This is a genomic window from Streptomyces sp. NBC_00466 (assembly GCF_041433995.1).
Classification (GTDB): Bacteria; Actinomycetota; Actinomycetes; order Streptomycetales; family Streptomycetaceae; genus Streptomyces.
Map to the genome: position 1 here is coordinate 588037 of NZ_CP107896.1, position 26523 is coordinate 614559.

A 26523-nucleotide genomic window follows, 5' to 3' on the forward strand; every position below is an offset into this window, starting at 1 on the left:
GTTCAGGGCTTGCGGACCTTGCCGCGCTTGGCCTCCATGTTGGCCCGGCCCTCCGCGCCCTTCAGTTTCCAGTCCCGCCGGATCTCGGCGCGCATCCGGGCATCGGTCCTCGCGAGGATGCGCTGGTTCTCCCGGAGCAGCTTGCGGTAGCTCTCCAGGCGGCGGACGGGCAGCGAACCGTCGTCGATGGCCGCGAGCACCGCGCACCCCGGCTCCGACTCATGGGCGCAGTCGTGGAAACGGCACTGCTCGGCGAGCGTGTCGATCTCGGAGAAGACCTGGCTGACCCCGCTCGACGCGTCCCAGAGCCCGACACCGCGCAGCCCCGGGGTGTCGATGAGGACGCCCCCGCCCGGCAGGACGAGCAGATTGCGGGTGGTGGTGGTGTGCCGGCCCTTGCCGTCCCTGTCCCGGGTGGCCTGGGTGGCCTGCACCTCCATCACGTCGGCGCCGATCAGTGCGTTGGCCAGGGTCGACTTGCCCGCGCCGGAGGCTCCGAGCAGCACGCTCGTCCCACCGGCGACCACGGCGGCCAGGACGTCCAAGCCGTCGCCGGTGGCGGAGCTGACGGGCAGCACCTGTACGCCCGGTGCGGTGGTCTCGACGTCGTCGACGAGATACGAGAGCCCGGTGGGGTCCGGTACCAGGTCGGCCTTGGTGAGGACGACCAGTGGCGTGGCGCCCGACTCCCACGCCAGAGCGAGGAACCGCTCGATCCGGCCGAGGTCGAGCTCGACGGCCAGCGACACGGCGATGATCGCGTGGTCGACGTTGGCGGCGAGGATCTGGCCCTCGGACCGGTCGGACGACGTCGAGCGCACGAAGGCGGTCCGGCGCGGCAGCAGCGCCCGTGCGAACTGCGGGTCACCGGCCGGGTCGACCGCGGCCCAGTCGCCGGTGCACACGACCCGCATGGGGTCGCGCGGTACGACGTACTCGGTGTCGGCCCGCACGAGTCCGGCCGTGGTGATGACATCGCACCGCCCGCGGTCGACGCGTACGACCCGGCCGGGCAGCAGCCCCTGTGCGGCGTAGGGGGCGAACTCGGCCTCCCAGCGCCCGTCCCAGCCGTACAGGGCGAGCGGGTGCGCGGACGCGGCGGAGGCCGCATCGGAAGAGGAGAGACCGGAAGCGGAAGAGGAGAGAGAAGACAAGGGGGAACCCTTCAAGGGGCAGCCCCGGCAGGCGACTTACAGAAGGGTCACCCGGGGACCGCGGGAGAGAGGAACGACTGGCTGAGTGCGGGCAACGCCCACCGCGGAAACGACAGTCATCGGTCACACCTCCCGGATCACACATGAAGCGGCCACAGCCATGGCGTACTGCGCCACCGCCGTGCGGAACGAGTGGGACACTAGCCCGGCCACCGCGCGCGGCACCACCTGTTTTTTCGGCCGGGCTCAATGGACGAGGTGGGCGAGGTGGCGATCAGGTGGACAGCCCCGCCGTACGGGGACTCCGGTGCGCCAGCGTGCTGCCCACCACGACGGTGGCGGCGGTGACGAGGCCGGCCAGCGGCACCGCCCAGTGGCCGGCGAAGGTGGTCGCGAGCACCAGTGGCACGCTGACCGGCAGGACCGCCTGCTGGGCCGCGCCCCGTTTGAAATGGCGTGTGTGCAGCAGCGAAACCGTGAGCAGGAACAGCGCGGTGGGCACGGTGGCTGCCGCCGCTGCCGCGACCGCCGTGATGTGCGCGTGGCCCGTCACCTGCTCGACGGTGACCTCGATACCCGAGCCGATCGCGGCGGCCGACCCGAAGACCAGATAGTGGCCGTAGCCCCAGAGGAACGCCTGCCGGTTGGAGACCAGGTGCTCGTGGATGGGCACCGCGAAGTAGATCCAGTAGGCGGCGAAGACGATGACGAGACCGCCCGCCGCGATCGGCAGCAGTTCGCCGAGTGCGGCCGACTCGTCCACCGCCGACTGCACCGCGACGGTCGCGGCGGCGACGGTCTCACCGAGCATGATGATGGTGAAGAGCCCGTAGCGCTCGGCGATGTGGCGCGGATGCCAGTGGGTCCGGTGGCGGTGTTCGGCGAACGCGGGCACCGACAGATCGGCGACGGCCATGGGCACGAAGCCCCACTGCCACACGGCGTGGGGCAGCAGCAGCAGAACGACCCAGCCGATCTGTACGACGACGAGCCCGGCCGCGTACCGCAGGGCCGTGGTCCTGGCGTCGCCCGTCTCGCTGTGCGCCGCCCGGAGCCACTGGAGCGTCAGCACGACGCGCATGATCAGGTAGCCGACGACCGCGACCCCGAAGTCGGCGTGGTCGAAGGCGCGCGGGACCCCGGCGGCGAGGACGAGCACCCCGGCGATCTGGATCAGGGTGGCGATCCGGTAGAGCACGTCGTCGGTGTCGTACGCGGACGCGAACCAGGAGAAGTTGACCCAGGCCCACCAGATCGCGAAGAACACGAGCAGATAGCCGGTGATCCCGTGGGCCGGGTGGCCTTCGGCCAGCGCGTGCACCAGACGGCTGCCCGCCTGGGACACCGCGACGACGAAGCACAGGTCGAAGAAGAGCTCCAGCGGGGTGGAGGCACGGTGCGGCTCGTCGGGGTCCCGGGCCCGCATCCGCACTCCTGGCAGCGGGAACCCGCCATGTCCCGCCCCGGACGCCGCTGTCTCTTCGCTCATCAGCGCGCCGTTCCTCCACTCGCACCCGGCACCGGCCCCGTCCCGGGCCCCTCAACACCTCACCCTGACACGCGAACCGGCCCGCAGCGAGAACTGCGGGCCGGGAAACGCGGGCCGGGCCGGGGTGCACCGGGCCGGTGCGGTGGGTCAGCCGGTGGCCGTCGTCTGCTGACCGCTGCCGCTGTCCTTCAGCCACTGCTCCCAGGAGAGGTTGAAGTCGGCGTAGCCGTTGTCACCGGCCGCCTTGCCGCGCGGGGAGCCGGTGATGGTGATCGGGTCGCCCTGCTTGACGTAGTCGTAGAACCACTTGGCGTCGGCCATCGAGAGGTGCACGCAGCCGTGCGAGCCGTAGCTGTGGCCCGGGTAGGGGTCGCCGGTCGAGTAGTGGATGTAGGTGCCGGAGTTGGTGAGGTGCACGTCCCAGGGCAGCGTCAGGTCGTAGAAGTCGGGGCTGCCCTTGGTGCAGCTGATGCCGACGCTGCACGAGGTCATGTGGACCTCCTTGGCCTTGTCCATCACGGCCATCGTGCCGTCCCAGGAGGGGAAGCTGGGGCTGCCCGCGTCGATCGGGAGGGTGCGGACCGTCTTGCCGTTGCGCGTCACCTTCATCGAGTGGCCGGGCACCGAAGCCGTGGCCTCGACGTCGTCACCGATGGTGAACTTGTGCTGGTAGTTGTGCGTGCCGTAACGGCCGTTGCCGTTGCTCACGTCCTTCAGGTCCGCGTCCAGCGTCACCTTGGTGCCGGGCTGCCAGTACTTCTCGGGCCGCCAGTCGGCGCGGGTGCTGCTGAACCAGTGCCAGGCGCCGGTGACCGGCGCGGACGTGGAGACCTTGAGGTGCTTCTCGACCTTGGCACGGGCCGAGGTGGCGACCGGGTTGGTGAAGACGACCGAGATCGGCATCGCGACCCCGACGGTCGTACCGGTCTTCGGAGCTATCGTCTCCAGCAGCATCGGCGGGCCCGCGGGGTGAGTCGGTGACGGGTGTGCGGCCGCCGACGCCTTGGGCGACCCCCCGTTCGCCGAGTCGCCCGACGCGGACGCCGAGGCACTTCCCCCACAGGCGCTCGTGCCCGCCAGTACCGCGCTGACCAGCAGTGCGATCCCTATGCCGCCCTTGACCCGCCCCATGCTCATGCTCCGCTCACATCACTGCCCGCTGAATACAACACCAGTAGAGACATTAGCCGGGGCGCGGCGGTTGCAGAACTTCTCGTAAAGCGCAGGCCAAGTCTTGGTACGGAACAGGGCACTCGGCGTGCGGCCCGTCCGGGAACGCCGGTCCAAAGAGTTTCGCCCCGGACCAATACACCTGTCCGGTGACGCTCGTTGGCCCTGATGGCCCGTAGACCAAGTACCCGCGTCAGGAGACGGCACGCATGAACAGGAAGTCCGGCAGCCGGAACGGTCGCTTGCCGCTGACCGCCGCACAGACGGGGATGTGGTTCTCCCAGGAGCTGGACGCGGAGAACCCCAACTACCGCGCGGCCGAGTTCGTCGAGATCCGGGGCCCGCTCGACCTTGAGCTGCTGGAGGAGTCCCTGCGCGAGGCCGTCGGCGAGACGCAGGCGCTGCGGGCCGGGTTCGAGACCGACGGCGAGGGCCGCACCTGGCAGCTCGTCGGGCCCGCGCCGCAGTGGTCGCTGCCGCTGGTGGACCTGCGCGGCGCTGACGACCCGTGGGCCGCCGCACACACCTGGATGTGGGACGACATGCGGTGCCCGCTGGACCTCGGGCGTCCGCCGCTCTTCACCTTCGCGGTGCTCAGGACGGCCGACGACTGCTTCCTGCTCTACATCAGCGTGCACCACATCGCGCTCGACGGTTACGGCTTCTCGCTCTTCATCCAGCGGGTGGCCGAGCTCTACTCCGCGCTGGAGTCCGGCCGGTTCCGGCCCGACCCGTCCTGGGGGACGCTGGAGGAACTGCTGTCCGACGAGGCCGCGTACCACGCGTCGGAGCGGTTCGCCGAGGACCGGGAGTACTGGGCGGCGCAGCTCGCCGGCCACCCGGCCGTGCCCGACGCGGCGGGCCGGCTGAAGTCGGTCCCGCACCGCTTCGTGCGGGAGAGCGGCCCGGTCGGCGCCCCGGCGGCCGCCGGGCTGCGGGCCCTGGCCCGGCAGGCCAGGACGAGCCTGCCGTCGGTCGCGATGGCGGCGCTCGCGCTGTACGTGCACCGGCTGAGCGGACGGGACGAGGTGTCGCTCGATCTGACGGTGACCGGCCGCACCGGAGCGGTCGCCCGTACGGTCCCGGTGATGCTGGCCAACGTACTTCCGCTGTCGGTACGTCCCGAGCCCGGCGGCACGGTCTCCGAGCTGGTACGCCACACCGCGCGGCAGGCCCGCGGGCTGCTGCGCCACCAGCGCTACCCGGCGCCGTACCTCGTCAAGGACCTCGGGGGTATCCCCACCGGGGGGTACCTGGGCGACTGGGGCATCAACATCATGGGATACGACCCGCAGTTGGCGTTCGGCCGGCACCCCGCCGTCCTGCACAACCTCTCCAACGGCCCGGTGACCGGGCTCGGCGTGAACGTGTACGACCGCCCGGCGGACGGTTCGCTGCGGATCGACTTCAACGCGGACCCCGCCCTGTACAGCGCGGAGGTCACGGCCGAGCACCACCGGCGGTTCCTGGCCCTGCTCGACACGCTGGCCACGGCGGGTCCCGACCGGCCGGTCGCGGAGATCGGGCTGCTGACGTCCGACGAGCGGCACCGGGTGGTGAGCGGCTGGAACGACACCGGGCGCCCGGTGCCCGCCGCCACGCTGACCGAGCTGTTCGAGGCCCAGGCCCGCCGTGCGCCGGAGGCGACCGCGCTGGTGTGCGGTGCGAGCGTCCTCACGTACGGCGAACTGAACGCGCGCGCCAACCGGCTGGCCCGGCTGCTGATCTCGCGCGGCGCCGGTCCGGAGACCTTCGTCGCGCTGGCGCTGCCGCGCACCGCCGACTACCCGGTCGCGCTGCTCGCGGTGCTCAAGTCGGGCGCGGCGTGCGTACCGGTGGACCCGGAGCACCCCGCCGAACGCATCCGGTATCTGCTCACCGACGCCGCCCCGCTCTGTGTCGTCACCACCGCAGCTGCCGCCCCCGGGCTGCCCGCCGCCGTGCCCGCGCTGCTGGTCGACGCCCCCGGCACCGTCAGCGAACTGGCAGCCGGGCCGGACACCGACCCCGGCGACAGCGACCGCCGGGCCCCGCTGCTGCCGCACCACCCCGCGTACGTCAGCTACACCTCGGGGTCCACCGGGGCGCCGAAGGGCGTGGTCGTCGAGCACCGCTCGCTCAGCAATCTCTGCGCCGACCACCACAGCGAACTGATCGCGCCGGCGGTCGCGGCGGCGGGCCGGCCGCTGCGGGCCGCGCTGACCGCGACGTTCACGTTCGACACCGCGTGGGAGGGTCCGCTCTTTCTGGCGGCGGGCCAGGAGCTCCATGTGATCGACGACGCCGTACGGCTGGATCCGGCGGCGCTGGCCGGCTATGCCGACCGGCACGGAATCGACTTCCTGGATGTCACGCCCTCCTATCTGCACCAGTTGATCGCCGCCGGTCTGCTCACCGGCGCCCGGCACCGCCCCCGGCTGCTGATGGTCGGCGGGGAGCCGCTGGACGAGGCGCTGTGGCAGACGCTGCGGGAGTGCCCGGACACGGCCGCGTACAACTACTACGGCCCGACCGAGTGCACGGTCGACGCCGTGTACTGCCGGCTGGACGCGGAGGGTGAGCTGCCGGTCATCGGGCGGCCCGGTCACAACGTCCGCGCCTATGTCCTGGACCCCGCCCTGAACCCGGTGCCGCCCGGGGTGCCCGGCGAACTGCACCTGGCCGGCCCGCAGGTGGCGCGCGGCTATCTCAACCGGCCCCGGCTCACGGCCGAACGTTTCCTCGCTGATCCGTTCGGTGCGCCGGGCAGCCGCATGTACCGCACAGGCGATCTCGTGCGGTGGACCACCCGGGGCACGCTGGAGTACCTCGGGCGCACCGACGACCAGCTCAGCCTCCGGGGGCTGCGCATCGAGCCGGGCGAGATCGAGACGGTGCTCACCCGCCACCCCGGGGTGGCCCGCGCGGCGGTCGCGGTACGTGAGTCTCCGCGGGGCGAACCGGTCCTGGCCGCCTATGTGGTGCCGGCCTGCCGGCAGGTCCCGGTCCCGGCGCCGAGGGCCGGGGCCGACGGTGCCCCGTCCGCCGCCGAGCTGCGGGCCTGGGCGACGGAGCGGCTGCCGGGCTACCTGGTCCCCGGCGCGTATCTGCTGCTCGGCACGTTGCCGCTCACGCCGCACGGAAAGCTCGACCGGGCCGCGCTCCCGGCGCCGGAGGCGGCGGTCGAACAGCCCGGGAGGCCCGCCCGCAGCGCGCAGGAGAAGACGCTCTGCGCGCTGTTCGCCGAGGTACTGGGCGTCGGCGACGTCAGCATCGACGACGACTTCTTCGCCCTGGGCGGGTACTCGCTGCTGGCCGCCCGGCTCATCGGCCGCATCCGTTCGTCGCTGGGCGCGGCCCTGTCCATCGGCGCGGTCTTCGAGGCGCCCACGGTGGCCGGACTGGCCCGGCTGCTCGACAGCGGCGCCGCCCAGGACCCCTTCGCGATGCTGCTGCCGCTGCGCACCGACGGTTCCCGGCCGCCGCTGTTCTGTGTCCACCCGGCGGGTGGTCTGAGCTGGTGCTATGCGGGAATGCCGCGCCATCTCGCAGCCGACCTCCCGGTGTACGGGCTGCAGGCGCGGGGGCTCACCGGGCCGGGAGGGCTGCCCGCGACCTTCGAGGAGATGGTCGCCGACTATGTGGCGCACATCCGCTCCGTACAGCCGTCCGGCCCGTACCACCTGCTGGGCTGGTCCCTGGGCGGCGCGCTGTCGCACGCCATCGCGGTCCGGCTCCAGGACCGGGGCGAACAGGTCGCCCTGCTGGCCATGCTGGACTCCCGCCCCATCGACCCGCGCAGCCGGCTCCGGTCGCTGCCCGACGACCACGCGGCCCTGGCGCTGCTGCTCGAAGCGGCCGGGCACACCCCGCAGGGCCCCGGTCTCTCGGCGCTGACCGCCACGGATGTCGCGGCGATCCTCAGCAGCGACGGCGGGAACGGGCGCCCTGCCCCGCTCACCGAGCACGACGGACTCGCCGAGCACCATGTGGCGGCGATGACCTCGGTCCTCACCAACTCGGTCCGGCTCCAGCCGACCTTCGTCGAGGGCGTGTTCGAAGGGGATCTGCTGTACTTCCACGCGACCCAGGGAAAGTCGGCGCAGTCCCTCACCGGGGAGGCGTGGCGCCCCTGGGTGACCGGGCGGATCGAGTCGCACGACATCGCGTGCACCCATCACGCCATGACCCAGGCGGCGCCGCTCGCGCACATCGGGCGGTCCCTCAACCGCCATCTGGACGCCGCCACCGCGTCCTCCGTCTGACCGGACGCAGGACGCGGTGGGGCGCCGGAAACCGTCCCCGGCGGGGCCTCCCCGGAGACATCACCACGAAGGAATCGGACACACTCAGAGGTATGAGCACCCCGGAGAGAGAAGCATTCGACGACGAACGCGTGGGTACGAGGTACCGCGCCGAAGTGGAGGCGGCGTACCGGAAGGTGGAAGTGGCAGCGGCTCCCGACGCGCAGACGCCGCTCTCGCGCGGTGTACTGACCGGGTATCAGTGGGCCCTGGGCCGGGCGGACGCGGCACCGGCCACCGGCATCACCGGCGGCGCCCCGGACCTCGGACGGCTGACCGCCGAGGTGGACGCGGTGACCGTTCAGCTGGAGGACGCGGTGCAGCGCGGTGTCCCGGACGACTATGCGCGCGGGCTGTACGACGCGCTGTCCTGGATCTGCGGCCAGAGCGACCGGCGCCCCTGACGCCGCTGCCGGCGGCGGACCCTGCTGCCGCCGGCCGGCGCTGCCCCGGGGCGGGCGGCGCCGGGCGGGCGGCTACTGCGGTGGCGCCGCTTCCGGGCCCGTGGCCGTGACCGTGACTTGGGGGTGCCCCGCCAGTGCCGCGATCTGCGCGCGGGACGAGAAGCCGAGCTTGGCCAGGATGTGTTCGACGTGGGCGTCGGCCGTGCGCTTGGAGATCACCAGCTGTTCGGAGATCTCCCGGTTGGTGAGCCCTTCGGAGACCAGCGCGGCCACCTGCCGCTCCCGGCGGGTCAGCATGTCGCCCGGAGCCGATTCCGGCTGCCGGGGCAGGCGGGTGGCCGGGGTGTCGGCATCCATGAGCGCCAGCTCGACGGCCCGGTCCAGCGGGAGTTCGGCACCCTGCGCGAACAGCCGGGCGAACTCCGCGTCCCCCAGCTCGGCGCGGACGGCTCTCTCCACCCGTGCGTGGTCGTCGAGGTACACCGCGGCCCCCATCATCGGGGAGCCGACCTTGCGCCACAGCGCCCCGGCGGCGCCCAGCAGCCAGGCCGCCCTGCTGGGGTTCGCCAGGTCGGCGGCGCCCCAGGCCAGCAGCTCCAGGCTGTTCGCCGCGCCGAACATCTCCCGGACCTCGCGGCTGCGATGCAGACCGGAGCGGGCCAGCGCCACACACTCCGCGGGCTCCCCCCGCCCCCAGGCCGCCATGGCCTCGATGACCAGGATCTGGCCCTTGATGATGCATTCGCCGCTCTCGTCGCCGAGCAGCAGCAGCGCCTTCTCGCACTCCTCGACCGCTGCGTCCGAGTCGCGCAGCACCGCGTGCATGTAGCCCTTCTGGTAGTGGAAGACGACCAGTCCCAGCCGGTCGTTGATCCGGTGCTGGCGGGCCAGCGCCTCGTCCAGCAGCCGCTGTCCCGTCTCGGGGTCGCCGAGGAGCCAGCGGACGCCGCCGGTGTAGCCGGTGGCGAGGGCGAGATCGAGCTCCGAGCCCGCCTGTCCTGCCATCTTCCTGGTCGCCTCGAATCCGGCCAGTGCCGGTTCGAGATCGCCCTGGACCAGGGCGAGAAGACTGCGCCAGAGCATCGCGAGCGCCCGTTCGCGGCAGGGTTCGGGGTCGGCGTCGATGCCCTTGCCCAGCCAGTAGCGGCCCTCCTCGGAGAGCCCGGCCGTCAGCCAGAACGGCCAGAGCCTCGCGGCCATCTCCAGTCCGGGCCTGATGCCGTCGGGCCGGGAGAGCGAGTAGTCGAGTGCGCTCCGTAGATCAGGGAGGTCACGGTACAACTCCCAGTAGAGCGTGACCTGTTCGGACGTCAGCACGGTCTCGTAGAAGTGCTGGACGCGGGTCAGATAGTGGGTGCGGTGGCGGGCGCGGCAGCGTTCCTGCTCGTCGCCCAGCGCGGCGCAGCGGTCCGCTCCGTACTCCCTGATGGTGTCGAGCAACCGGTAGCGGGAGCCGTCGTCGCCGTCCCGCTGCACCCGCAGCACCACCGACTTGTCGACCAGGGCGATGAGGTGCTCCAGGATCTCGTCGCGCGGCAGCCCGGCGCCCGAGCAGACCTCTTCGACGGCCGCCAGGTCGAACGGCCCGGCGAACACCGACAGCCGCGCCCAGAGCAGCCGTTCCTCGGCCGAGCACAGGTCGTGGCTCCAGTCGATCGCGGTGCGCAGCGTCTGGTGGCGGGGCAGCACGGCACTGCGCCGGCCACCGGTGAGCACCCGGAAGCGCTGTTCGAGCCGGGCGGTCAGCTGGTCCAGCGGGATGGCTCTGAGCCGTACGGTGGCCAGCTCGATGGCGAGCGGAATGCCGTCCAGGCGGCGGCAGAGCGCCAGCACGTCCTGGTGGTTGCCCGCGTTGATCCGGAAGCCGGGCACCACCGCAGCGGCCCGCTGCTCGAAGAGCGTCGTCGCGTCGTCGCAGGCCAGCGGTGGTACGTACAGGGTGTGTTCGCCCGGGACGTCCAGCGGCTGCCGGCTGGTGGCCAGCACCGTCACCCCGGGCGCCTCGCGCAGCAGCAGGTCGGCGAGGAACGCGCAGGCGTCGAGGTGGTGTTCGCAGGTGTCCAGGACGAGCAGCAGCCGGCGTTGCCGCAGATGCTCCATGACGACCTCGAGCAGGACCCGCCCGGACGGCTCGGCCAGCCCCAGCGCGGTCGCCACGGCCTGGGGCAGCAGCTCCGGGTCGTGCAGCGAGGAGAGCTCGGCCAGGACGACACCGTCCGCGTAGTTCCCTTTGAGGGTCAGTGCGGCGCGCAGCGCCAGCCGGCTCTTGCCGACTCCGCCGGGGCCGACGAGGGTCACCAGTCTCGCCCGCGCCACCAGCTCGCGCGTCCGATCGAGCTCCGCGGAGCGGCCGACGAATCCGGTGACTTCCGCGGGCAGTTCGCCGGTGCGCCGGCTGTAACCGAGTGCCATACCGCCCCCGCCGCGCTTCCTGAACGTCTCTGCGTACACCGCGCGTCTCTGTCGCGCACCTCAGAGTACGGGGTCCACCACGGTCAGTGACAGCGGGCGACCGGCAGAGCCACCGGACGAGCGACCCGGGCGGGCCGGGCGGGAACGTTTTCCGTAAGGGCGTTCCCAAGCCTTTCCCAAAGCCGTAACCCGCGGTACCCCGGGGACGGTTGCCCGGGGGCAGGACGCCGCGCGGTCCGGGGCGGGGATGGCGCCCTCGCCCCGGGACGGCGTACGGAGAGTCCAGGGGGCCGGGGCGTCACGTCCGATTCGTACAAGACTCCCGGCGGCCCGCTGCCTACGGTGGCGCCATGACTCAGCCGGCCACCTCAACCACCGCCCCCGCCGCGCGATTCGACGCGATCGGCCTGGTCGTCGCCGACATGGCCGCTTCGCTGGCCTTCTACCGCCGGCTCGGTCTGGACATCCCCGCCGGGGCCGACAGCCTGCCGCACGCGGAGGCGGTGCTCCCGGGAGGTCTCCGCGTCCTGTGGGACACCGAGGAGACGGTCCGCTCGTTCGACCCGGAGTGGCGCCCGCGGCCGGGCGGGCGTACCGGGCTCTGTTTCGCCTGCGACTCCCCAGCCGGCGTCGACGCCTTGTACGCGGCGCTGGTCGGGGCGGGGCATCGCGGGCACCTCAAGCCCTGGGACGCGGTCTGGGGCCAGCGCTACGCGACGCTGCTCGACCCGGACGGCTGCGAGGTGTCGCTGTTCGCCGAGACTCCGCGGGCCGCCAGGTAGGAGCTGAGGGACATACCGGCCAGGCTGCGCATCTCCCGGGCGAGATGGGCCTGGTCGGTGCATCCGGCGGCCGCAGCGGCGACCGCGTACGGCACCCCGTCAGTGACGAGGGCCAGTGCGCGCTGGAGGCGCAGCACCCGGGCGAGGGTCTTCGGGCCGTAGCCGAAGGCGTCCAGCGAACGGCGGTGCAACTGGCGGGCGCCGAGCCCGACCGCGTCCGCCGCCGCGGCCACGGTCCATCCGGCACCGAGATACGCGGCGACGGCCTGCGGCAGCGGGTCGGGCGGGGCGGTGAACGCCGCGCGGCGCAGGGCGAGCCGTTCCAGCGCGGCGGCCGGATCGGGGGCCGCGTCGATCCGCTCGGTGAGTCTGCGCGTGCCGGCGCCGGGCCACAGGGTGCTCAGCTCGACCCGCCGGTCGCGCAGTTCGTGCGCCGGCACACCGAGATACGCCGGTGCCGTGCCGGGGGCGAAGCGCACTCCGGCGTACCGGTCGGCGGGTGCGGCGTCCGGTACGAAGGCACGGGTGTCGGGTCCGGCGACCAGCAGGCTGCCGCCGGTCCAGAGCAGGTCCACGCACCCGTCGGGCAGCACCGGGTACGCGGCCCCGCCGCGCACGGTGCGCGTCCACACGACGGCTCCGGCCAGCCGGGAGGCCCACTCTGCGTACACCCTCGCCAGACTAGTGCCGGCTCGGTGGCGTGGGGACGCCGTCAGTCCTGGTCCGGTGTCGACCGTCTGTCCTCGGGCTTCTTCGTGCGCAGGCGGGCGGTGACGTCCTCGGGGGGCAGGAATTTCGACCAGCGCTCGGGGAATTCGGACGGCATGTCCGACCCTTCGTCGTCGGCCTCGGGGGCTCCGGCACCCGGGTGGTCCGGGGTGTGCGCTCCGCCCTCGGGGCGGGCGGTCTGCTGGAGCCGGAGCCGCTCGTTCGCCGCGCGTGCCGCCGCTTTGGCCACCGAGGGCCAGATCCGGTCGATCGCCGCGTTGACCGCGGCGCCGACCAGGACGGCGAAGGCCGAGACCCCGATCCACAGCAGTACCGCGACCGGCGCGGCCAGTGAGCCGTAGATCGTCGGTCCCTCGACCGTGCTCGTGAGGTAGATGCGCAGCAGCAGGCTCCCCAGGAACCACATGCACAGCGCCACCAGGGCCCCCGGCGTGTCCTCGATCCAGGGCGAGCGCACCGGTACCGACACGTGGTAGAGCGTGGTGAGGAAGGCGATCGACAGCAGGATGACAACCGGCCAGTACAGGACCGCGATGACCTGTTCGGCGCCGGGCACGAACTGCACGACCCGGTCGGGGCCCGCCACCGCGAGGGGCAGCACCACCGCCCCGATCACCAGCGCGACGACGTACAGCACGATGGAGAGCAGCCGGGTCATGACGATGCCGCGCCGGCCGTCCAGCCCGTACATCACCGTGATCGTGTCGATGAAGACGTTCACCGCCCGTGATCCGGACCACAGGGCGAAGGCGAAACCGATGGAGACGACGTCGGGGCGCTTGCCGTGCGTGACGTTCTCCAGGAGCGGCTCGGCGAAGTCGTGGACACCCCGGTCGGAGAGGACCGTGCTCGCCGCGTGCAGGATGTTCTTCTCCAGGCTGGCGACGGTATGGGTGTCGGTCCAGCCGTCGACGTAGCCGAGCAGTGCGATCAGACTGAGCAGCAGCGGCGGCAGGGAGAGCAGCGTGAAGAACGCCGCCTCGGCCGCGAGCCCCAGGATCCGGTACTCCATGCACGAGTTGATGGTGTCCTTGAGGAGCAACCACGCCATTCTGCGTTTGGAGACATTGCGATAGAGGGCTCTGGCCCGATGGAGCAGACCCGGATGCTGCTCCCCTGTTTCATTTGCTGCCTGCACCTCCATACCGTAGCCCCATGGCACCGAGCACTCACACAGTGACCAACCAGCCTCCGCCGCTGGTGGGACATGACGTCTTCACGACCGACCGGGTCCTGGCCGAGGCCGTGGACCGGCACACCGCGCCGGAACTCGTCGACGGCGTACGGGAGGAGCTGGCCGAGCTGGGCCGCAGCGCCGGGTCCGCGCAGGCGCGCGAGTGGGGATTCCAGGCGAACGAGAACCCGCCGCGGCTGCGGACCCACGACCGCTACGGGCACCGGATCGACGAGGTCGAGTTCCATCCGGCCTGGCACCGGCTGCTCGGCAAGGCCGTGTCGGCGGGGCTCACGGACGCCTGGGGCCGGCCGGCCGGGCATGTGCGGCGTGCGGCCGGGTTCCTGGTGTGGTCGCAGGTCGAGGCGGGGCACGGCTGCCCGGTGTCGATGACCCATGCGGCGGTGCCCGCGCTGCGGGCCGACCCCGCCCTCGCCGCCGAGTGGGAGCCGCGGCTCACCTCGCACGTGTACGAACGGGAGCTGGGGTCCCCGGGCCGGAAGCCGGGTGCGCTGTTCGGGATGGCGATGACGGAGAAGCAGGGCGGCAGCGACGTCCGCGCCAACACGACCGCCGCGGTGCCGGCCGCGGGGGACGGCGGTGCATATCTGCTCACCGGCCACAAGTGGTTCTGCTCGGCGCCGATGTCCGACGGTTTCCTGGTGCTGGCGCAGGCGCCGGACGGGCCGACCTGCTTCCTGGTGCCCCGGGTGCTGGCGGACGGGGAGCGCAACGTCTTCGCGATCCAGCGGCTCAAGGACAAGCTCGGCAACCGGTCCAACGCGTCGGCGGAGGTCGAGTTCGACGGGACCCGGGCGCGCCGGGTGGGTGATGAGGGCCGGGGGGTGCGCACCATCATCGAGATGGTGGCGGCGACCCGGCTGGACTGCGCGATCGGTTCCGCCGCGCTGATGCGGCAGGCGGTGGCGCAGGCGGTGCACCACGCCACGTACCGCAGGGCGTTCGGCGGGGAGCTGATCGACAAGCCGCTGATGCGCAACGTCCTGGCCGATCTGGCGCTGGAGTCGGAGGCGGCGACGACGCTGGCGATGCGGCTGGCCGCCGCGTACGACAGCGACACGGAGGAGGAGCGGGCGTTCCTCCGGCTCGCGGTGCCGGCCGCCAAGTACTGGGTGACCAAACGCTGTACGCCTGTGGTGGCGGAGGCTCTCGAATGCCTGGGCGGCAACGGCTACGTGGAGGAGTCGGGGCTCCCCCGGCTGCTGCGCGAGTCGCCGCTCAACTCCATCTGGGAGGGCTCGGGGAACGTACAGGCGCTGGACGTGCTGCGGGCGCTCCAGCGCGAGCCGCAGGCGCTCAACGCGTTCCTCCAGGAGGTGGGCAGGGCGCGCGGCGCCGACCACCGGCTGGACCGGGCGATCCGGGACCTGCTCACCGAACTCGCCGATCTGGACGGCATCGAGGCCCGTGCGCGCCGGGTCGCCGAGCGCATCGCGCTGGTGCTCCAGGGGTCGCTGCTGGTGCGCTGGGCGCCGCCGGAGGTCGCCGACGCGTTCTGCGCCTCGCGGCTGGGCGGTGACTGGGGTACGGCGTTCGGGACGCTGCCGCACACCCTGGATCTGGGGTCGGTCGTCGACCGGGCACGGGCCGCCGCGTAGGGCCTTTCGTTTGGATCAGGCCGGATCAGGGAGCGGGGTCTGGTGCACTGCGTTCGCTTCGCTCACTTCGTCTCGGCTCTTTGATTGCCCTTTGGATGCCGAGCGCAGCTGCAAGGCGGAGGATTGAGGCGATTGGGGCCTCCCCTGTTCGAGCGAAGCCGAGAACTTGGGGAAGGAGCCATGGTGATTGACGACAACGCCGCAGATGCGCGTGCCAGACCCCGCGAGCCCGGCATGATCCAAACGAGAGGCCCTACGCGGAGCCGGCGGACCCGGTCCAGGGCGCCTGCGGGCAGCACGGGGACCAGCCGGGGTTGATGCTGCGCCGACACGGCACCACCCCGGCTGGGCAGCCCCCACCCTCGTACAACCGGGGGTACTTACGCCAGGGTTGCAGACGGTTGCACAGGTTCTGCTGAAGTCCGGTGCGCCGGGTCCCCGGAGATGCACGATGGGGCACCGCGTCAACCGGCCCAGCTGGACCATCAGTCCGACGTCCAGTGCGACGTCGTGGATCACATTCGGGAGTACCCATGAGGACCGGAGCCACCAACGCGGCCGGCCCCCCGGCCCGGCACACCCGCGAGACCGCCCGCACCCTGCACGGGATACGTGAGGCGACGCTGGCCGGGGACCGTCCGGAGGTCGCGCCGCGCCCCGTCATCGGCGCTTCGTGGCAGCGGATGCTCCGGATCGGCCTCGACCCGGAGCGGGACACCAGCAGTGTGCTGCTGGGTACGGAGGAGCTGGAGCACCGGCGCAGATCGACCGCGCTCGGTGAGCTGCTGCCGACGCTCAGCCGCGGACTCGCCTCGGTCGCCGACGCGTCGATGCAGGTCATGGTGGTCACCGATGGAGACGGCCGGGTGCTGTGGCGGGAGGGCAACCGGGCCGTCCTGCGCCGCGCCAACGGTATCTGGCTGCAGGAGGGCGCCGCCTGGAGCGAGGGCTCCACCGGGACCAACGCGGTCGGCACCGTCCTGGCGACCGGCCAGACCGTCCAGGTGCACTCCGCCGAGCACTACGTCCGAACACTGCAGGAGTGGACCTGCGCCGCCGCGCCCGTGCAGGATCCGCGCGACGGGCGGCTGCTCGGGGTGATCGACGTCAGCGGCCCCGACTCCACCTTCCATCCGGCGATGCTCGCGCTGGTGGACTCGGTGGCCCGGCTGGCGGCGGCGGAGCTGCGGGACCGGCATCTCGAATCCGTCGAACGGCTGCGGTCGGTGGCCGCGCCGATCCTGAGCAGGGTGGGCGGCCGGGCCCTGGTGGTGGACGCGCACGGCTGGCCCGCCGCGGTGACCGGGATGCCGCCGGCCGGCCGCCTGCCGCTGGCCAAGTCCTTCGGCCCGGGGCGGGTCTGGCTGCCCTCGCTCGGGATGTGCTCGGTGGAGCCGCTGCCCGGGGGCTGGCTGATCCGGCTGGACGAGGAGGGGCCCGGGGTGCGGGAGCCGGCCGGCGGGGCCGCGGTGAGCCGCGTCGTTCTCGATCTGAGCGGACGAAGGCGCTGGTCGGTGACCGTGTCGGGAGCGTCCGGCAGCTGGACCCAGGATCTGACGCCCCGCCACGCGGAGCTGCTGTACGTGCTGAGCCTGCACCGCGAGGGCCGCACAGCGGCCGAGCTGGCGGACGACCTGTTCGGCGACGCGACCCGGACGGTGACGGTGCGCGCGGAGATGTCGCGGGTGCGCCGCGGTCTCGCCGAGGTGCTGGCGCACCGCCCGTACCGGTTCGCCGAAGGGGTCGAGGTGGCGGTCACGGGCCCGGACGACCCGGCGGAACTGCTTCCGCACTCGACGGCGCCCGCCGTGCGCCGGTCGGTTCCGCAGGCGGGAATTGTCTCCTGAACAGACATCCATTAGCTTAGGTGAGCCTAACCTAATGGAACGGGGACAAGGGTGAGCACCGAGCTGCACCGCGACCACTGGGGCATTCCGCATCTGCGGGCGGACAGCGCGGCAGCCCTGGCCCACGCGCAGGGCCGCAACGCGGCGACGGACCGCGCCTGGCAGCTGGAGACCGAGCGGCACCGGGCCCAGGGAACCAGCGCCGCCTTCCTGGGCCCCGATGCCGTCGCCTGGGACAGCTTCGCCCGGCAGGTCAGGCTGGCGGACACCGCCCGACGCTGCTACGCGCGCCTCGACGCGGACACCGCCGGATGGGTCCGCTCGTACACCGACGGCGTCAACGCCGGACTGGCCGAAGGGGCCAGGAACGCGACGGAGTTCGCCACGGCCGGTCTGGAGCCGGGCAGTTGGCAGCCGTGGACGCCGCTGGCGGTCTGGCTGTCCACTCACATCCTCTTCGCCGGATTCCCCGCCAAGCTGTGGCGCGAGGAAGCGGCCGCCGCGCTGGGCGACCGGGCCCTCGGCCTCTTCGCGACCGACGGCCCGCGCACCGCGGGCAGCAACGGCTGGCTGGTCACCGGGGCACGCACCGCGAGTGGCGCACCGATCCTCGCGGGCGACCCGCACCGCTTCATCGAGGCGCCAGGCGTCTACCAGCAGATCCACCTGGCCTGCCCGGAGTTCGACGTGGCGGGCCTCGCCGTGCCGGGCGTTCCCGGCATCGCGCACTTCGGGCACACGTCGGCGGTGGCCTGGTCGATCACCAACGCCATGGCCGACTACCAGGACCTCTACCGGGAGCGCCTGCGGCGCACCGGCGCGGGTGTGGAGGCGTGCGGCCCGGACGGCTGGGAGCCCGCCCCCTCGCACACCGAGACCATCGAGGTGGCGGGCGGCGAGCCGGTCGCGGTGGAGGTGACCGAGACCGCACGCGGCCCGGTCATCGTCGGCGGCCCGGGCGCCCCTTCGGCGATCAGCCTCCGCTATCCCCCGCGGGTGACCGGTGAACTCGGCTTCGAGGCACTGCCGTTGCTGCTGCGCGCCCGTACGGTCGCCGATGTGGACCGGGCCTTCGACCGGTGGGCCGAGCCCGTCAACGTCGTCCAGGCCGCGGACACCCGGGGCGGTCTGCTGCACCGGGTCGCCGGGGCGGTTCCGGTGCGCGACCGGGAGAACGGGCTGGGTGTCGTCCCCGGCTGGGAGGCGCGGTACGCCTGGCGCGGTACGCGTGCGCCCCTGCCGCGCGAGGCAGTCGACGGGGCGGCGGCCGACGGGGTAGCGGCGGACGGGCTGACAGCGGACGGGACGGCGGCCGACGGGCTGGCGGCACACGGGATCGCGGTGATGGCCAACCAGCGGGGACTGGCCGCCCCACTCGGGGTCGAGTTCGCTCCCCCGCACCGGGCCCGGCGGATACGGGAGTTGCTGGCCGGGGCGGAGAACTGGTCGGCGCCCGGCATGGCCGCGGTGCATATGGACACCCGGCTGCCCGCGGAGCAGCCCCTGCTCGATCTGCTGGACGGGCTCGACGAGCCGGGTCCCGGTGCGACCGCCCTGCAAGAGCGGCTGGCCGGCTGGGACCGCAGGATGGATGCCGCGAGCAGGGAGGCCGCCGCGTACGCCGCTCTCCGTGCGGCCGTGGTGCGGCGGCTGGCCGGACACCCGGCGCTCGCCGCCCTGGCCGGGCCCGGGGTGGCCGGGACGTATCCGGAGGTCTTCCGCCCCTGGCTGGCCCTGGTCACCCGGGTCGCCTTCGCACTGGACGGCCTGCTCACGTCGGAGCTGCTGCCGGAGACCGAGCGGGCGGCGCTCGTCCGGGCGGCGGCCGAGGAGACCGCGCCGCCGGACGTCCCATGGGGCGAACTGCACCGGCTCGCCCCGTGGCAGGCGCTGCCCGGCGAGCCGGGCGGCCCGTCGGGACCGCCGCCCGGCGGATGGCCCGGCCTCTCCGGCGACCACGACTGCGTCCTGTCCACCTCCAGCGTCCCCGGACTCACCCACCGCGCCGCCCGGGCATCCACCGCCCGGTATGTCTGGGATCTGGCCCGGCGCGACGACAGCCTCTGGGCGGTACCGCTCGGGGCGTCCGGCGTACCCGGCGATCCCCACCGGCTCGACCAGCTGCCGCTGTGGGTACGCGGCGGGCTCGTCCCCGTGATCACCGACTGGCAACAGCTGAGGAGCTCCATGACCACCGTGCACGAGCAGCGGGTGGACGGATTCGGGACCGTCCGGATCAGCCCGGTCGACCCGCGGCGGGACAGCGCCCTGATCCACAGCTGGGTCAGCCAGGAGCGGGCCCGCTTCTGGGGCATGGGCGACGCGAGCCCGGCGGACGTCCAGGAGACGTACGCGTACGTCGACTCGCTGACCACGCACCACGCGTATCTGCTGTACCGCGACGGCGTACCCGCGGCGCTCTTCCAGAGCTACGAGCCGGAGGCCGACCCGGTGGGCGACTGCTACGACGTCCAGCCCGGCGACCACGGGATCCATCTGCTGATCGGCCCCGCCGACGGCAGGCCCGAGCACGGCTTCACCACCACACTGCTGAGCGTGTTCCTGCGCTTCGTCCTCGCGGATCCCTCCCGGCAGCGCATCGTCGTCGAACCGGATGTCCGCAACCAGAAGGTGATCGACCGGCTGGCGGGCTTCGGCTTCGAACTCGGCCCGGAGATCGACAAACCGGAGAAGCGGGCCCGTCTCGCGTTCCTGCGCCGGGGGTCCGCGGGGCTGCTGTGAGCCACCGCGCCACCGCGTGATTCGCTGGTCCTCATGAAGAGCGAGCGCACCGTCACCGTGACCACCTGGTACCTGGAGCAGACCTCCCCGGCCGATCTGCGCCCGGCCGCCGAGCCCGCCGGCGACATCCGGATCGTCCGGGCCGAGGTCCCTTCCCCCGAGTTCAGCCGGTACCTCTACGCCTCCGTGGGCGGGGACATCCGCTGGACGGACCGGCTCTCGATGCCGTACGCCCAGTGGCAGGAGCTGCTCGCCCGGCCGGGCACCGAGACCTGGGTGGCGTACGACCGGGGCACCCCGGCCGGATACGTGGAGCTCTGCGCGCACGACGACGGGGCCGTGGAGATCATGTACTTCGGGCTGATCCCGGCCTTCCGGGGGCGGCGGATCGGCGGCCACCTCCTCACGTACGGCATCCGGCGGGCCTGGGACCTCGCCGACCGCACCCCCGGGCGGGCGGCGACCGAGCGGGTCTGGGTGCACACCTGCAGCAAGGACGGCGCCCACGCGATGGACAACTACCTGAGCCGCGGGTTCCGGCTCTTCAGGACCGAGACCGAGGAGGAGCCGGACGTCGAGACTCCGGGCCCGTGGCCGGGCGCGGACGTATGAGCCCGGCTGCATGAGCCCGGCCGTATGAGTCCGGCCGTATGAGCCCGGCCGTATGAGTCCCGCCGCATGAAGCAACCGCATGACCCCACCGCGTGACGGACACCACACCGTCCCATGATACGAGACCATCTCGTCCACATAATGGATAGTAGTGGACTGGCGCGAGATCGCCGTGACACGCTTCCGTCATGTCTGGAACTGGAATTGCCTTGGTGAGTCGACGCCACGTCGATCTCGGCCGCATGTCCAGCGCCATCTGTCCGGCGCGCTGATCTCCACCAGCCACGCCGTTTTCCCGCCGTCCCCGTCGTAGCGGACGAGCGAAGTCCCCCGCTGGGGTCCTGCAATCCCACCGCCACCGTGCCCTGCCGTGAACCGGCAGGTCACAGGGGTCCCTTCAGCGTGATCAACCGCCCCGTCGAGCCGCCACAGAAGGACGAAGCATCATGGCCGCCAGCCCTGGAACACCCCCGCCAGCCGCGCCCCGACGCAAGGTCAGCCGTCACCGTGGCGAAGGCCAGTGGGCCAAGGGCCACTTCACCCCGCTGAACGGCAACGAGCAGACCAAGAAGGACGACGACGGTCTCAATGTGCGGACACGTATTGAGACGATCTACGCCAAGCGCGGGTTCGGCTCCATCGACGGCGGCGATCTGCGCGGCCGGATGCGCTGGTGGGGTCTCTACACCCAGCGCGAGCAGGGCATCGACGGAGGCAAGACCGCGGTCCTCGAACCGGAGGAGCTGGACGCCGAGTTCTTCATGATGCGGGTGCGCATCGACGGCGGCCGCCTCACCACCGAGCAGCTGCGGGTCATAGGCGAGGTCTCGCAGGAGTTCGCACGCGGCACCGCCGACCTCACCGACCGGCAGAACATCCAGTTCCACTGGATCCGGATCGAGGACGTCCCGGAGATCTGGCGGCGTCTGGAGGCGGTCGGCCTCTCGACCACCGAGGCGTGCGGTGACACCCCCCGTACGATCCTCGGCTCCCCGGTGGCGGGCGTCGCCGAGAACGAGATCATCGACGGCACCTGGGCCATCGACGAGATCCAGCGCCGCTTCATCGGCAATCCCGCGTTCTCCAACCTGCCGCGGAAGTTCAAGACCGCGATCTCCGGTTCCCCGCAGCTCGATGTGGCGCACGAGATCAACGACGTCGCGTTCGTCGGTGTCGACCACCCCGACAACGGCCCGGGTTTCGACCTGTGGGTGGGCGGCGGGCTCTCCACCAACCCGAAGCTCGGTGTCCGGCTCGGCGCCTGGGTGCCGCTCGACGAGGTGCCCGATGTCTTCGAAGGCGTCATCTCGATCTTCCGGGACTACGGCTACCGCCGGCTGCGCAACCGCGCCCGGCTGAAGTTCCTGGTCGCCGACTGGGGTCCGGAGAAGTTCCGGCAGATCCTGGAGGACGAGTACCTCCAGCGGAAGCTGACCGACGGCCCCGCGCCCGAGCAGCCCGCCGGCGTCTGGCGCGACCACCTCGGAGTGCACAAGCAGCAGGACGGCCGCTTCTACGTGGGGTTCGCGCCCCGCGTGGGACGGGTGGACGGCACGACCCTGACGAAGATCGCCGAGGTCGCCGAGGCACACGGCTCCGGGCGGCTGCGGACCACCGCCGAGCAGAAGATGATCGTGCTGGACATCGAGGAGTCGCAGGTCGACTCGGTGGTCTCCGCTCTCGAAGGGCTCGACCTCAAGGTCAACGCCTCGCCGTTCCGGCGCTCCACCATGGCCTGCACCGGCATCGAGTACTGCAAGCTGGCGATCGTCGAGACCAAGGCGCGCGGTGCCTCGCTCATCGACGAACTGGAGCGCCGCATCCCGGAGTTCGACGAGCCGATCACCATCAACATCAACGGCTGCCCCAACGCCTGCGCCCGTATCCAGGTCGCCGACATCGGCCTCAAGGGCCAGCTGATGCTGGACAGCGAAGGCAACCAGGTCGAGGGCTTCCAGGTGCACCTGGGCGGCGCGCTGGGACTCGACGCGGGATTCGGCCGCAAGGTCCGCGGGCTGAAGGTCACCGCGGACGAACTGCCCGACTACGTCGAGCGGGTGCTGAAGAACTTCCAGGCCGAGCGCGCGGACGGCGAGCGGTTCGCGACCTGGGCCGCACGCGCGGACGCGGAGTCCCTCTCATGAGTGAGCGGGCGGCGCCCTTCTTCTGCCCGTACTGCGGCGACGAGGACCTGCGCCCCCACGAGACAGGGCACGGCGCCTGGGAATGCGCGGCGTGCAACCGCGCATTCCAGCTGAAGTTCCTCGGGCTGCTGGCCCGCGGGCTCCAGCACCACGCGGCCAACAGCGTTGAAGGGGACGGGATATGACCGGCACTGCGGCGACCGAGGATCCGAAGGCCCTCGCCGAGCGCGCGGGCCGCGAACTGGAGGACGCGTCGCCCCTGGAGATCCTCACCTGGGCGGCCGGCACCTTCGGCAAGCGCTTCTGCGTGACCTCCTCCATGGAGGACGCGGTGGTCGCCCACCTGGCCTCCCGCGCCTTCCCCGGGGTGGATGTCGTCTTCCTCGACACCGGCTACCACTTCCCCGAGACCATCGGCACCCGCGACGCGGTGGAGGCCGTGATGGACGTCAACGTCATCACGCTGCTGCCCTGGCAGACCGTCGCCGAGCAGGACGCCGAGTACGGCCCGGAGCTGCACGACCGGGACCCCGACCTGTGCTGCGCGCTGCGCAAGGTGAAGCCCCTGGAGGACGGGCTCAGGAACTACTCGGCCTGGGCGACCGGCCTGCGCCGCGACGAGTCCCCCACCCGGGCGGACACCCCCGTCGTCGGCTGGGACGAGAAGCGGCAGAAGACCAAGATCTCGCCGATCGCCCGCTGGACGCAGGACGACGTGGAGGCGTACGTCGCCGAGCACGGCGTCCTCACCAACCCGCTGCTGATGGACGGATACCCCTCCATCGGCTGCGCACCGTGCACCCGGCGGGTCGCGGAGGGCGAGGACGCCCGCGCCGGCCGCTGGGCCGGACGGAACAAGACCGAGTGCGGGCTGCACGGCTGATGACGAAGGATCAGGAGAACGAGATGACGACGGACCAGGGAGCCACTGTCTGGCTCACCGGTCTGCCGAGCGCGGGCAAGACCACCATCGCCCACGAACTCGCGGACACCCTCCGCGGCGAGGGCCACCGGGTGGAGGTGCTCGACGGCGACGAGATCCGCGAGTTCCTCTCGGCGGGCCTCGGCTTCAGTCGCGAGGACCGGCACACCAACGTCCAGCGGATCGGCTTCGTCGCCGAACTGCTGGCGTCCAACGGCGTGAAGGCGCTGGTGCCGGTCATCGCGCCGTACGCGGACAGCCGCGACGCGGTGCGCAAGCGGCACGCGAGCACCGGCGCCGCGTATCTGGAGGTGCATGTCGCGACCCCGGTCGAGGTGTGCTCCGTACGCGATGTGAAGGGCCTGTACGCCAAGCAGGCGGCAGGCGAGATCTCCGGTCTCACCGGCGTTGACGACCCCTACGAGGCGCCGGAGACCCCGGACCTGCGCATCGAGTCGCACACCCAGACCGTGCAGGAGTCCGCAGCCGCGCTGCACGCGCTGCTCACCGAGAGGGGCCTGGCCCGATGACGACCGCCGCCACTGTCACCGAAGGTACCGACAGCCCGTTCGCCCTGAGCCACCTGGACGCCCTGGAGTCCGAGGCCGTCCACATCTTCCGCGAGGTCGCGGGCGAGTTCGAGCGGCCGGTGATCCTCTTCTCCGGCGGCAAGGACTCCATCCTCATGCTGCATCTGGCGCTGAAGGCCTTCGCCCCGGCCTCCGTGCCGTTCTCGCTGCTGCACGTCGACACCGGGCACAACTTCCCCGAGGTGCTGGCCTACCGCGACCGCGTGGTGGCCGAGCACGGGCTGCGGCTCCATGTGGCCTCCGTCCAGGAGTACATCGACGCCGGGAAGCTGCGTGAACGGCCCGACGGGCTGCGCAACCCGCTCCAGACCGTCCCGCTGACCGAGGGCATCCAGCAGCACCGATTCGACGCGGTGTTCGGCGGCGGACGCCGCGACGAGGAGAAGGCGCGCGCCAAGGAGCGGGTCTTCTCGCTGCGCGACGAGTTCTCCCAGTGGGACCCGCGCCGCCAGCGCCCCGAACTGTGGCAGCTCTACAACGGCCGCCACGCGCCCGGCGAGCACGTCCGGGTCTTCCCGCTCTCCAACTGGACCGAGCTGGACGTCTGGCAGTACATCGAGCGGGAGCAGATCGCCCTTCCGGAGATCTACTTCGCGCACGAGCGCGAGGTGTTCAAGCGGTCCGGCATGTGGCTGACCCCCGGCGAGTGGGGCGGGCCCAAGGACACCGAGACCGTCGAGACCCGGCTGGTGCGCTACCGCACCGTCGGCGACATGTCCTGCACCGGCGCCGTCGACTCCGACGCCACCACGCTCGACGCAGTGATCACCGAGATCGCCGCCTCCCGGCTGACCGAGCGGGGCGCGACCCGCGCCGACGACAAGATGTCCGAGGCCGCGATGGAAGACCGTAAGCGCGAGGGGTACTTCTAAAATGACCACGTCAACCGACCGGTCGGCCGAGCAGCTTTCGGCCACCACGCTGCTGCGCTTCGCCACCGCGGGCTCCGTCGACGACGGCAAGTCCACCCTGGTGGGACGGCTGCTGCACGACTCCAAGTCGATCTTCACGGATCAGCTGGAGGCCGTCGAGCAGGCATCGATAGGCCGTGGCCAGGAGACCCCCGACCTGGCACTGCTCACCGACGGGCTGCGCGCCGAGCGCGAGCAGGGCATCACCATCGATGTCGCGTACCGCTACTTCGCCACGCCCCGGCGCCGGTTCATCCTCGCGGACACCCCGGGCCATGTGCAGTACACCCGGAACATGGTGACCGGCGCCTCCACCGCCGAGCTCGCCGTGGTGCTGGTCGACGCCCGCAACGGCGTGGTCGAGCAGACCCGCCGCCATGCCGCCGTCGCCGCGCTGCTGCGGGTGCCGCATGTGGTGCTCGCCGTGAACAAGATGGACCTGGTCGAGTACGCCGAGCCGGTGTTCGCCGCCATCGCCGAGGAGTTCACCGCGTACGCGGCCTCGCTCGGTGTCCCGGAGATCACCGCGATCCCGATCTCCGCGCTGGCCGGTGACAATGTGGTGGAGCCGTCCGCCCACATGGACTGGTACGGCGGCCCGACCGTCCTCGAACACCTGGAGACGGTCCCCGCCAGTCACGACCTCACCGGCTGCAAGGCGCGCTTCCCCGTCCAGTACGTCATCCGCCCGCAGACCGCGGAGCACCCCGACTACCGCGGATACGCGGGCCAGATCGCCTCGGGCGCACTGCGGGTCGGTGAGGCGGTCACGGTGCTGCCGTCCGGCCGTACGTCGACCATCGCCGGCATCGACGTACTGGGGCAGAGCGCGGACATCGCCTGGGCCCCGCAGTCGGTGACCGTGCGGCTCACCGACGACCTCGACATCTCGCGCGGCGATCTGATCGCACCGACCGAGCACGCCCCGGTGCCGACCCAGGACGTCCTGGCGACGGTCTGCCATGTGGCCGACTCGGCGCTGTCGGTGGGCCAGCGGGTGCTGCTCAAGCACACCACCCGCACGGTCAAGGCGATCGTCAAGGACATCCCGTCCCGGCTGACCCTGGACGACCTGTCGCAGCACCCGGCGCCCGGTCAGCTGGTCGCCAACGACATCGGCCGGGTCGTCATCCGCACCGCCGAGCCGCTGGCGCTCGACGCGTACGCGGACTCGCGGCGCACCGGCTCCTTCCTGCTGATCGACCCGGCCGACGGCACCACGCTGGCCGCCGGGATGGCGGGCGACGCGTTCGCCGCCGCGGCTGAGGCCGTGGCGGAGACCGCCGAGACCGCACCGGACGAGGCCGGGTGGGACTTCTAGTGTCACGGCAGGCCATGGCAGTGGACATCTACGCCACCTTCGCGAAGGAGGGCGGCCGGATCGGCAGCGGCGCCCTGGGCAGCGGGCAGGGCGGGGTCGGGCGATGTGCGTGAAGGCGTACGCGCACTGCCTGCGCGCCCGGAATCACCACTCGCCGCACCAGACCCGGCGAAGACCTGGAAGACCAGCCGACCGCCCGGCGGTGTCCTGAGGGACGC

The 26523-nt window shown here is 72.1% G+C and carries 20 protein-coding genes; 14 read left to right on the forward strand and 6 right to left on the reverse strand.

Annotated elements, in window-relative coordinates; translation table 11 throughout:
* Positions 1-2: 2 nt before the first annotated feature.
* The 3 genes from rsgA to OG210_RS02680 form a co-directional block, all read right to left on the reverse strand.
* A complete protein-coding gene (gene rsgA, locus OG210_RS02670) occupies positions 3-1154 on the reverse strand; it encodes a ribosome small subunit-dependent GTPase A (RefSeq protein ID WP_328332784.1) in 1152 nt (383 codons plus the stop codon).
* Positions 1155-1428: 274 nt separating this feature from the next.
* Positions 1429-2643: a low temperature requirement protein A gene (locus OG210_RS02675; RefSeq protein WP_328332782.1), complete on the reverse strand. Its 1215-nt coding sequence runs from the start codon at positions 2641-2643 to the stop codon at positions 1429-1431.
* A 147-nt stretch (positions 2644-2790) separates the two neighbouring features.
* Positions 2791-3774, reverse strand: coding sequence for a L,D-transpeptidase (locus tag OG210_RS02680; RefSeq protein ID WP_328335649.1), 984 nt, complete (start codon positions 3772-3774; stop codon positions 2791-2793).
* 248 nt (positions 3775-4022) lie between these two features.
* Here OG210_RS02680 and OG210_RS02685 point away from each other — a divergent pair, with 248 nt between their 5' ends.
* Both OG210_RS02685 and OG210_RS02690 read left to right on the forward strand, forming a co-directional pair.
* Positions 4023-8057: an amino acid adenylation domain-containing protein gene (locus OG210_RS02685; protein ID WP_371534916.1), complete on the forward strand. Its 4035-nt coding sequence runs from the start codon at positions 4023-4025 to the stop codon at positions 8055-8057.
* 92 nt (positions 8058-8149) lie between these two features.
* The gene (locus OG210_RS02690) at positions 8150-8500 is read left to right on the forward strand and encodes a hypothetical protein (RefSeq protein WP_328332778.1); all 351 of its coding nucleotides are present in this window, start codon (positions 8150-8152) and stop codon (positions 8498-8500) included.
* Between the two features lie 72 nt (positions 8501-8572).
* Here the strand turns inward: OG210_RS02690 and OG210_RS02695 are convergent, their stop codons facing one another.
* Positions 8573-10951 carry a LuxR C-terminal-related transcriptional regulator gene (locus OG210_RS02695; protein WP_328332777.1) on the reverse strand — a complete coding sequence of 793 codons (2379 nt, stop codon included), beginning with the start codon at positions 10949-10951 and terminating at the stop codon, positions 8573-8575.
* A gap of 311 nt (positions 10952-11262) precedes the next feature.
* Between OG210_RS02695 and OG210_RS02700 the strand changes: the two genes are divergently transcribed.
* Entirely contained in the window at positions 11263-11694 is a 432-nt protein-coding gene (locus tag OG210_RS02700; RefSeq protein ID WP_328332776.1) for a VOC family protein, read from the forward strand.
* Here OG210_RS02700 and OG210_RS02705 read toward each other — a convergent pair.
* Both OG210_RS02705 and OG210_RS02710 read right to left on the reverse strand, forming a co-directional pair.
* Positions 11622-12365 (reverse strand): DUF6597 domain-containing transcriptional factor, encoded by a 744-nt coding sequence (locus OG210_RS02705; protein WP_371534917.1) that lies wholly within the window; start codon positions 12363-12365, stop codon positions 11622-11624. The genes OG210_RS02700 and OG210_RS02705 overlap by 73 nt on opposite strands.
* A 41-nt stretch (positions 12366-12406) precedes the next feature.
* Entirely contained in the window at positions 12407-13561 is a 1155-nt protein-coding gene (locus OG210_RS02710; protein WP_328332774.1) for a YihY/virulence factor BrkB family protein, read from the reverse strand.
* Between the two features lie 17 nt (positions 13562-13578).
* Between OG210_RS02710 and OG210_RS02715 the strand changes: the two genes are divergently transcribed.
* The 11 genes from OG210_RS02715 (at position 13579) to OG210_RS02765 (ending at position 26305) form a co-directional block, all read left to right on the forward strand.
* The gene (locus OG210_RS02715) at positions 13579-15216 is read left to right on the forward strand and encodes an acyl-CoA dehydrogenase family protein (protein ID WP_371534918.1); all 1638 of its coding nucleotides are present in this window, start codon (positions 13579-13581) and stop codon (positions 15214-15216) included.
* Positions 15217-15749: 533 nt separating this feature from the next.
* On the forward strand, positions 15750-17063 hold the full coding sequence (locus tag OG210_RS02720; protein ID WP_328332770.1) for a GAF domain-containing protein: 1314 nt from the start codon (positions 15750-15752) through the stop codon (positions 17061-17063).
* A 51-nt stretch (positions 17064-17114) separates the two neighbouring features.
* Positions 17115-19805, forward strand: a complete 2691-nt coding sequence (locus OG210_RS02725; protein WP_371534919.1) for a GNAT family N-acetyltransferase — start codon at positions 17115-17117, stop codon at positions 19803-19805.
* A 33-nt stretch (positions 19806-19838) separates the two neighbouring features.
* On the forward strand, positions 19839-20417 hold the full coding sequence (locus OG210_RS02730) for a GNAT family N-acetyltransferase (protein ID WP_328332766.1): 579 nt from the start codon (positions 19839-19841) through the stop codon (positions 20415-20417).
* A gap of 188 nt (positions 20418-20605) precedes the next feature.
* Positions 20606-20689 carry a putative leader peptide gene (locus tag OG210_RS02735; protein ID WP_310591794.1) on the forward strand — a complete coding sequence of 28 codons (84 nt, stop codon included), beginning with the start codon at positions 20606-20608 and terminating at the stop codon, positions 20687-20689.
* A gap of 174 nt (positions 20690-20863) precedes the next feature.
* Complete coding sequence (locus OG210_RS02740; RefSeq protein WP_328332764.1) at positions 20864-22561, forward strand: nitrite/sulfite reductase; 1698 nt, start codon at positions 20864-20866, stop codon at positions 22559-22561.
* Positions 22558-22746, forward strand: coding sequence for a hypothetical protein (locus tag OG210_RS02745; RefSeq protein WP_328332762.1), 189 nt, complete (start codon positions 22558-22560; stop codon positions 22744-22746). Before OG210_RS02740 ends, OG210_RS02745 begins: the two co-directional genes overlap by 4 nt.
* A complete protein-coding gene (locus tag OG210_RS02750) occupies positions 22743-23444 on the forward strand; it encodes a phosphoadenylyl-sulfate reductase (protein WP_328332760.1) in 702 nt (233 codons plus the stop codon). The genes OG210_RS02745 and OG210_RS02750 overlap by 4 nt, the downstream gene beginning before the upstream one ends.
* Complete coding sequence (gene cysC / locus OG210_RS02755) at positions 23444-24013, forward strand: adenylyl-sulfate kinase (protein WP_328332758.1); 570 nt, start codon at positions 23444-23446, stop codon at positions 24011-24013. The genes OG210_RS02750 and cysC overlap by 1 nt, the downstream gene beginning before the upstream one ends.
* Positions 24010-24945 (forward strand): sulfate adenylyltransferase subunit CysD, encoded by a 936-nt coding sequence (gene cysD / locus OG210_RS02760; protein WP_328332756.1) that lies wholly within the window; start codon positions 24010-24012, stop codon positions 24943-24945. The genes cysC and cysD overlap by 4 nt, the downstream gene beginning before the upstream one ends.
* A gap of 1 nt (position 24946) precedes the next feature.
* Entirely contained in the window at positions 24947-26305 is a 1359-nt protein-coding gene (locus OG210_RS02765; protein WP_328332754.1) for a GTP-binding protein, read from the forward strand.
* The last annotated feature ends 218 nt before the right edge of the window (positions 26306-26523 follow it).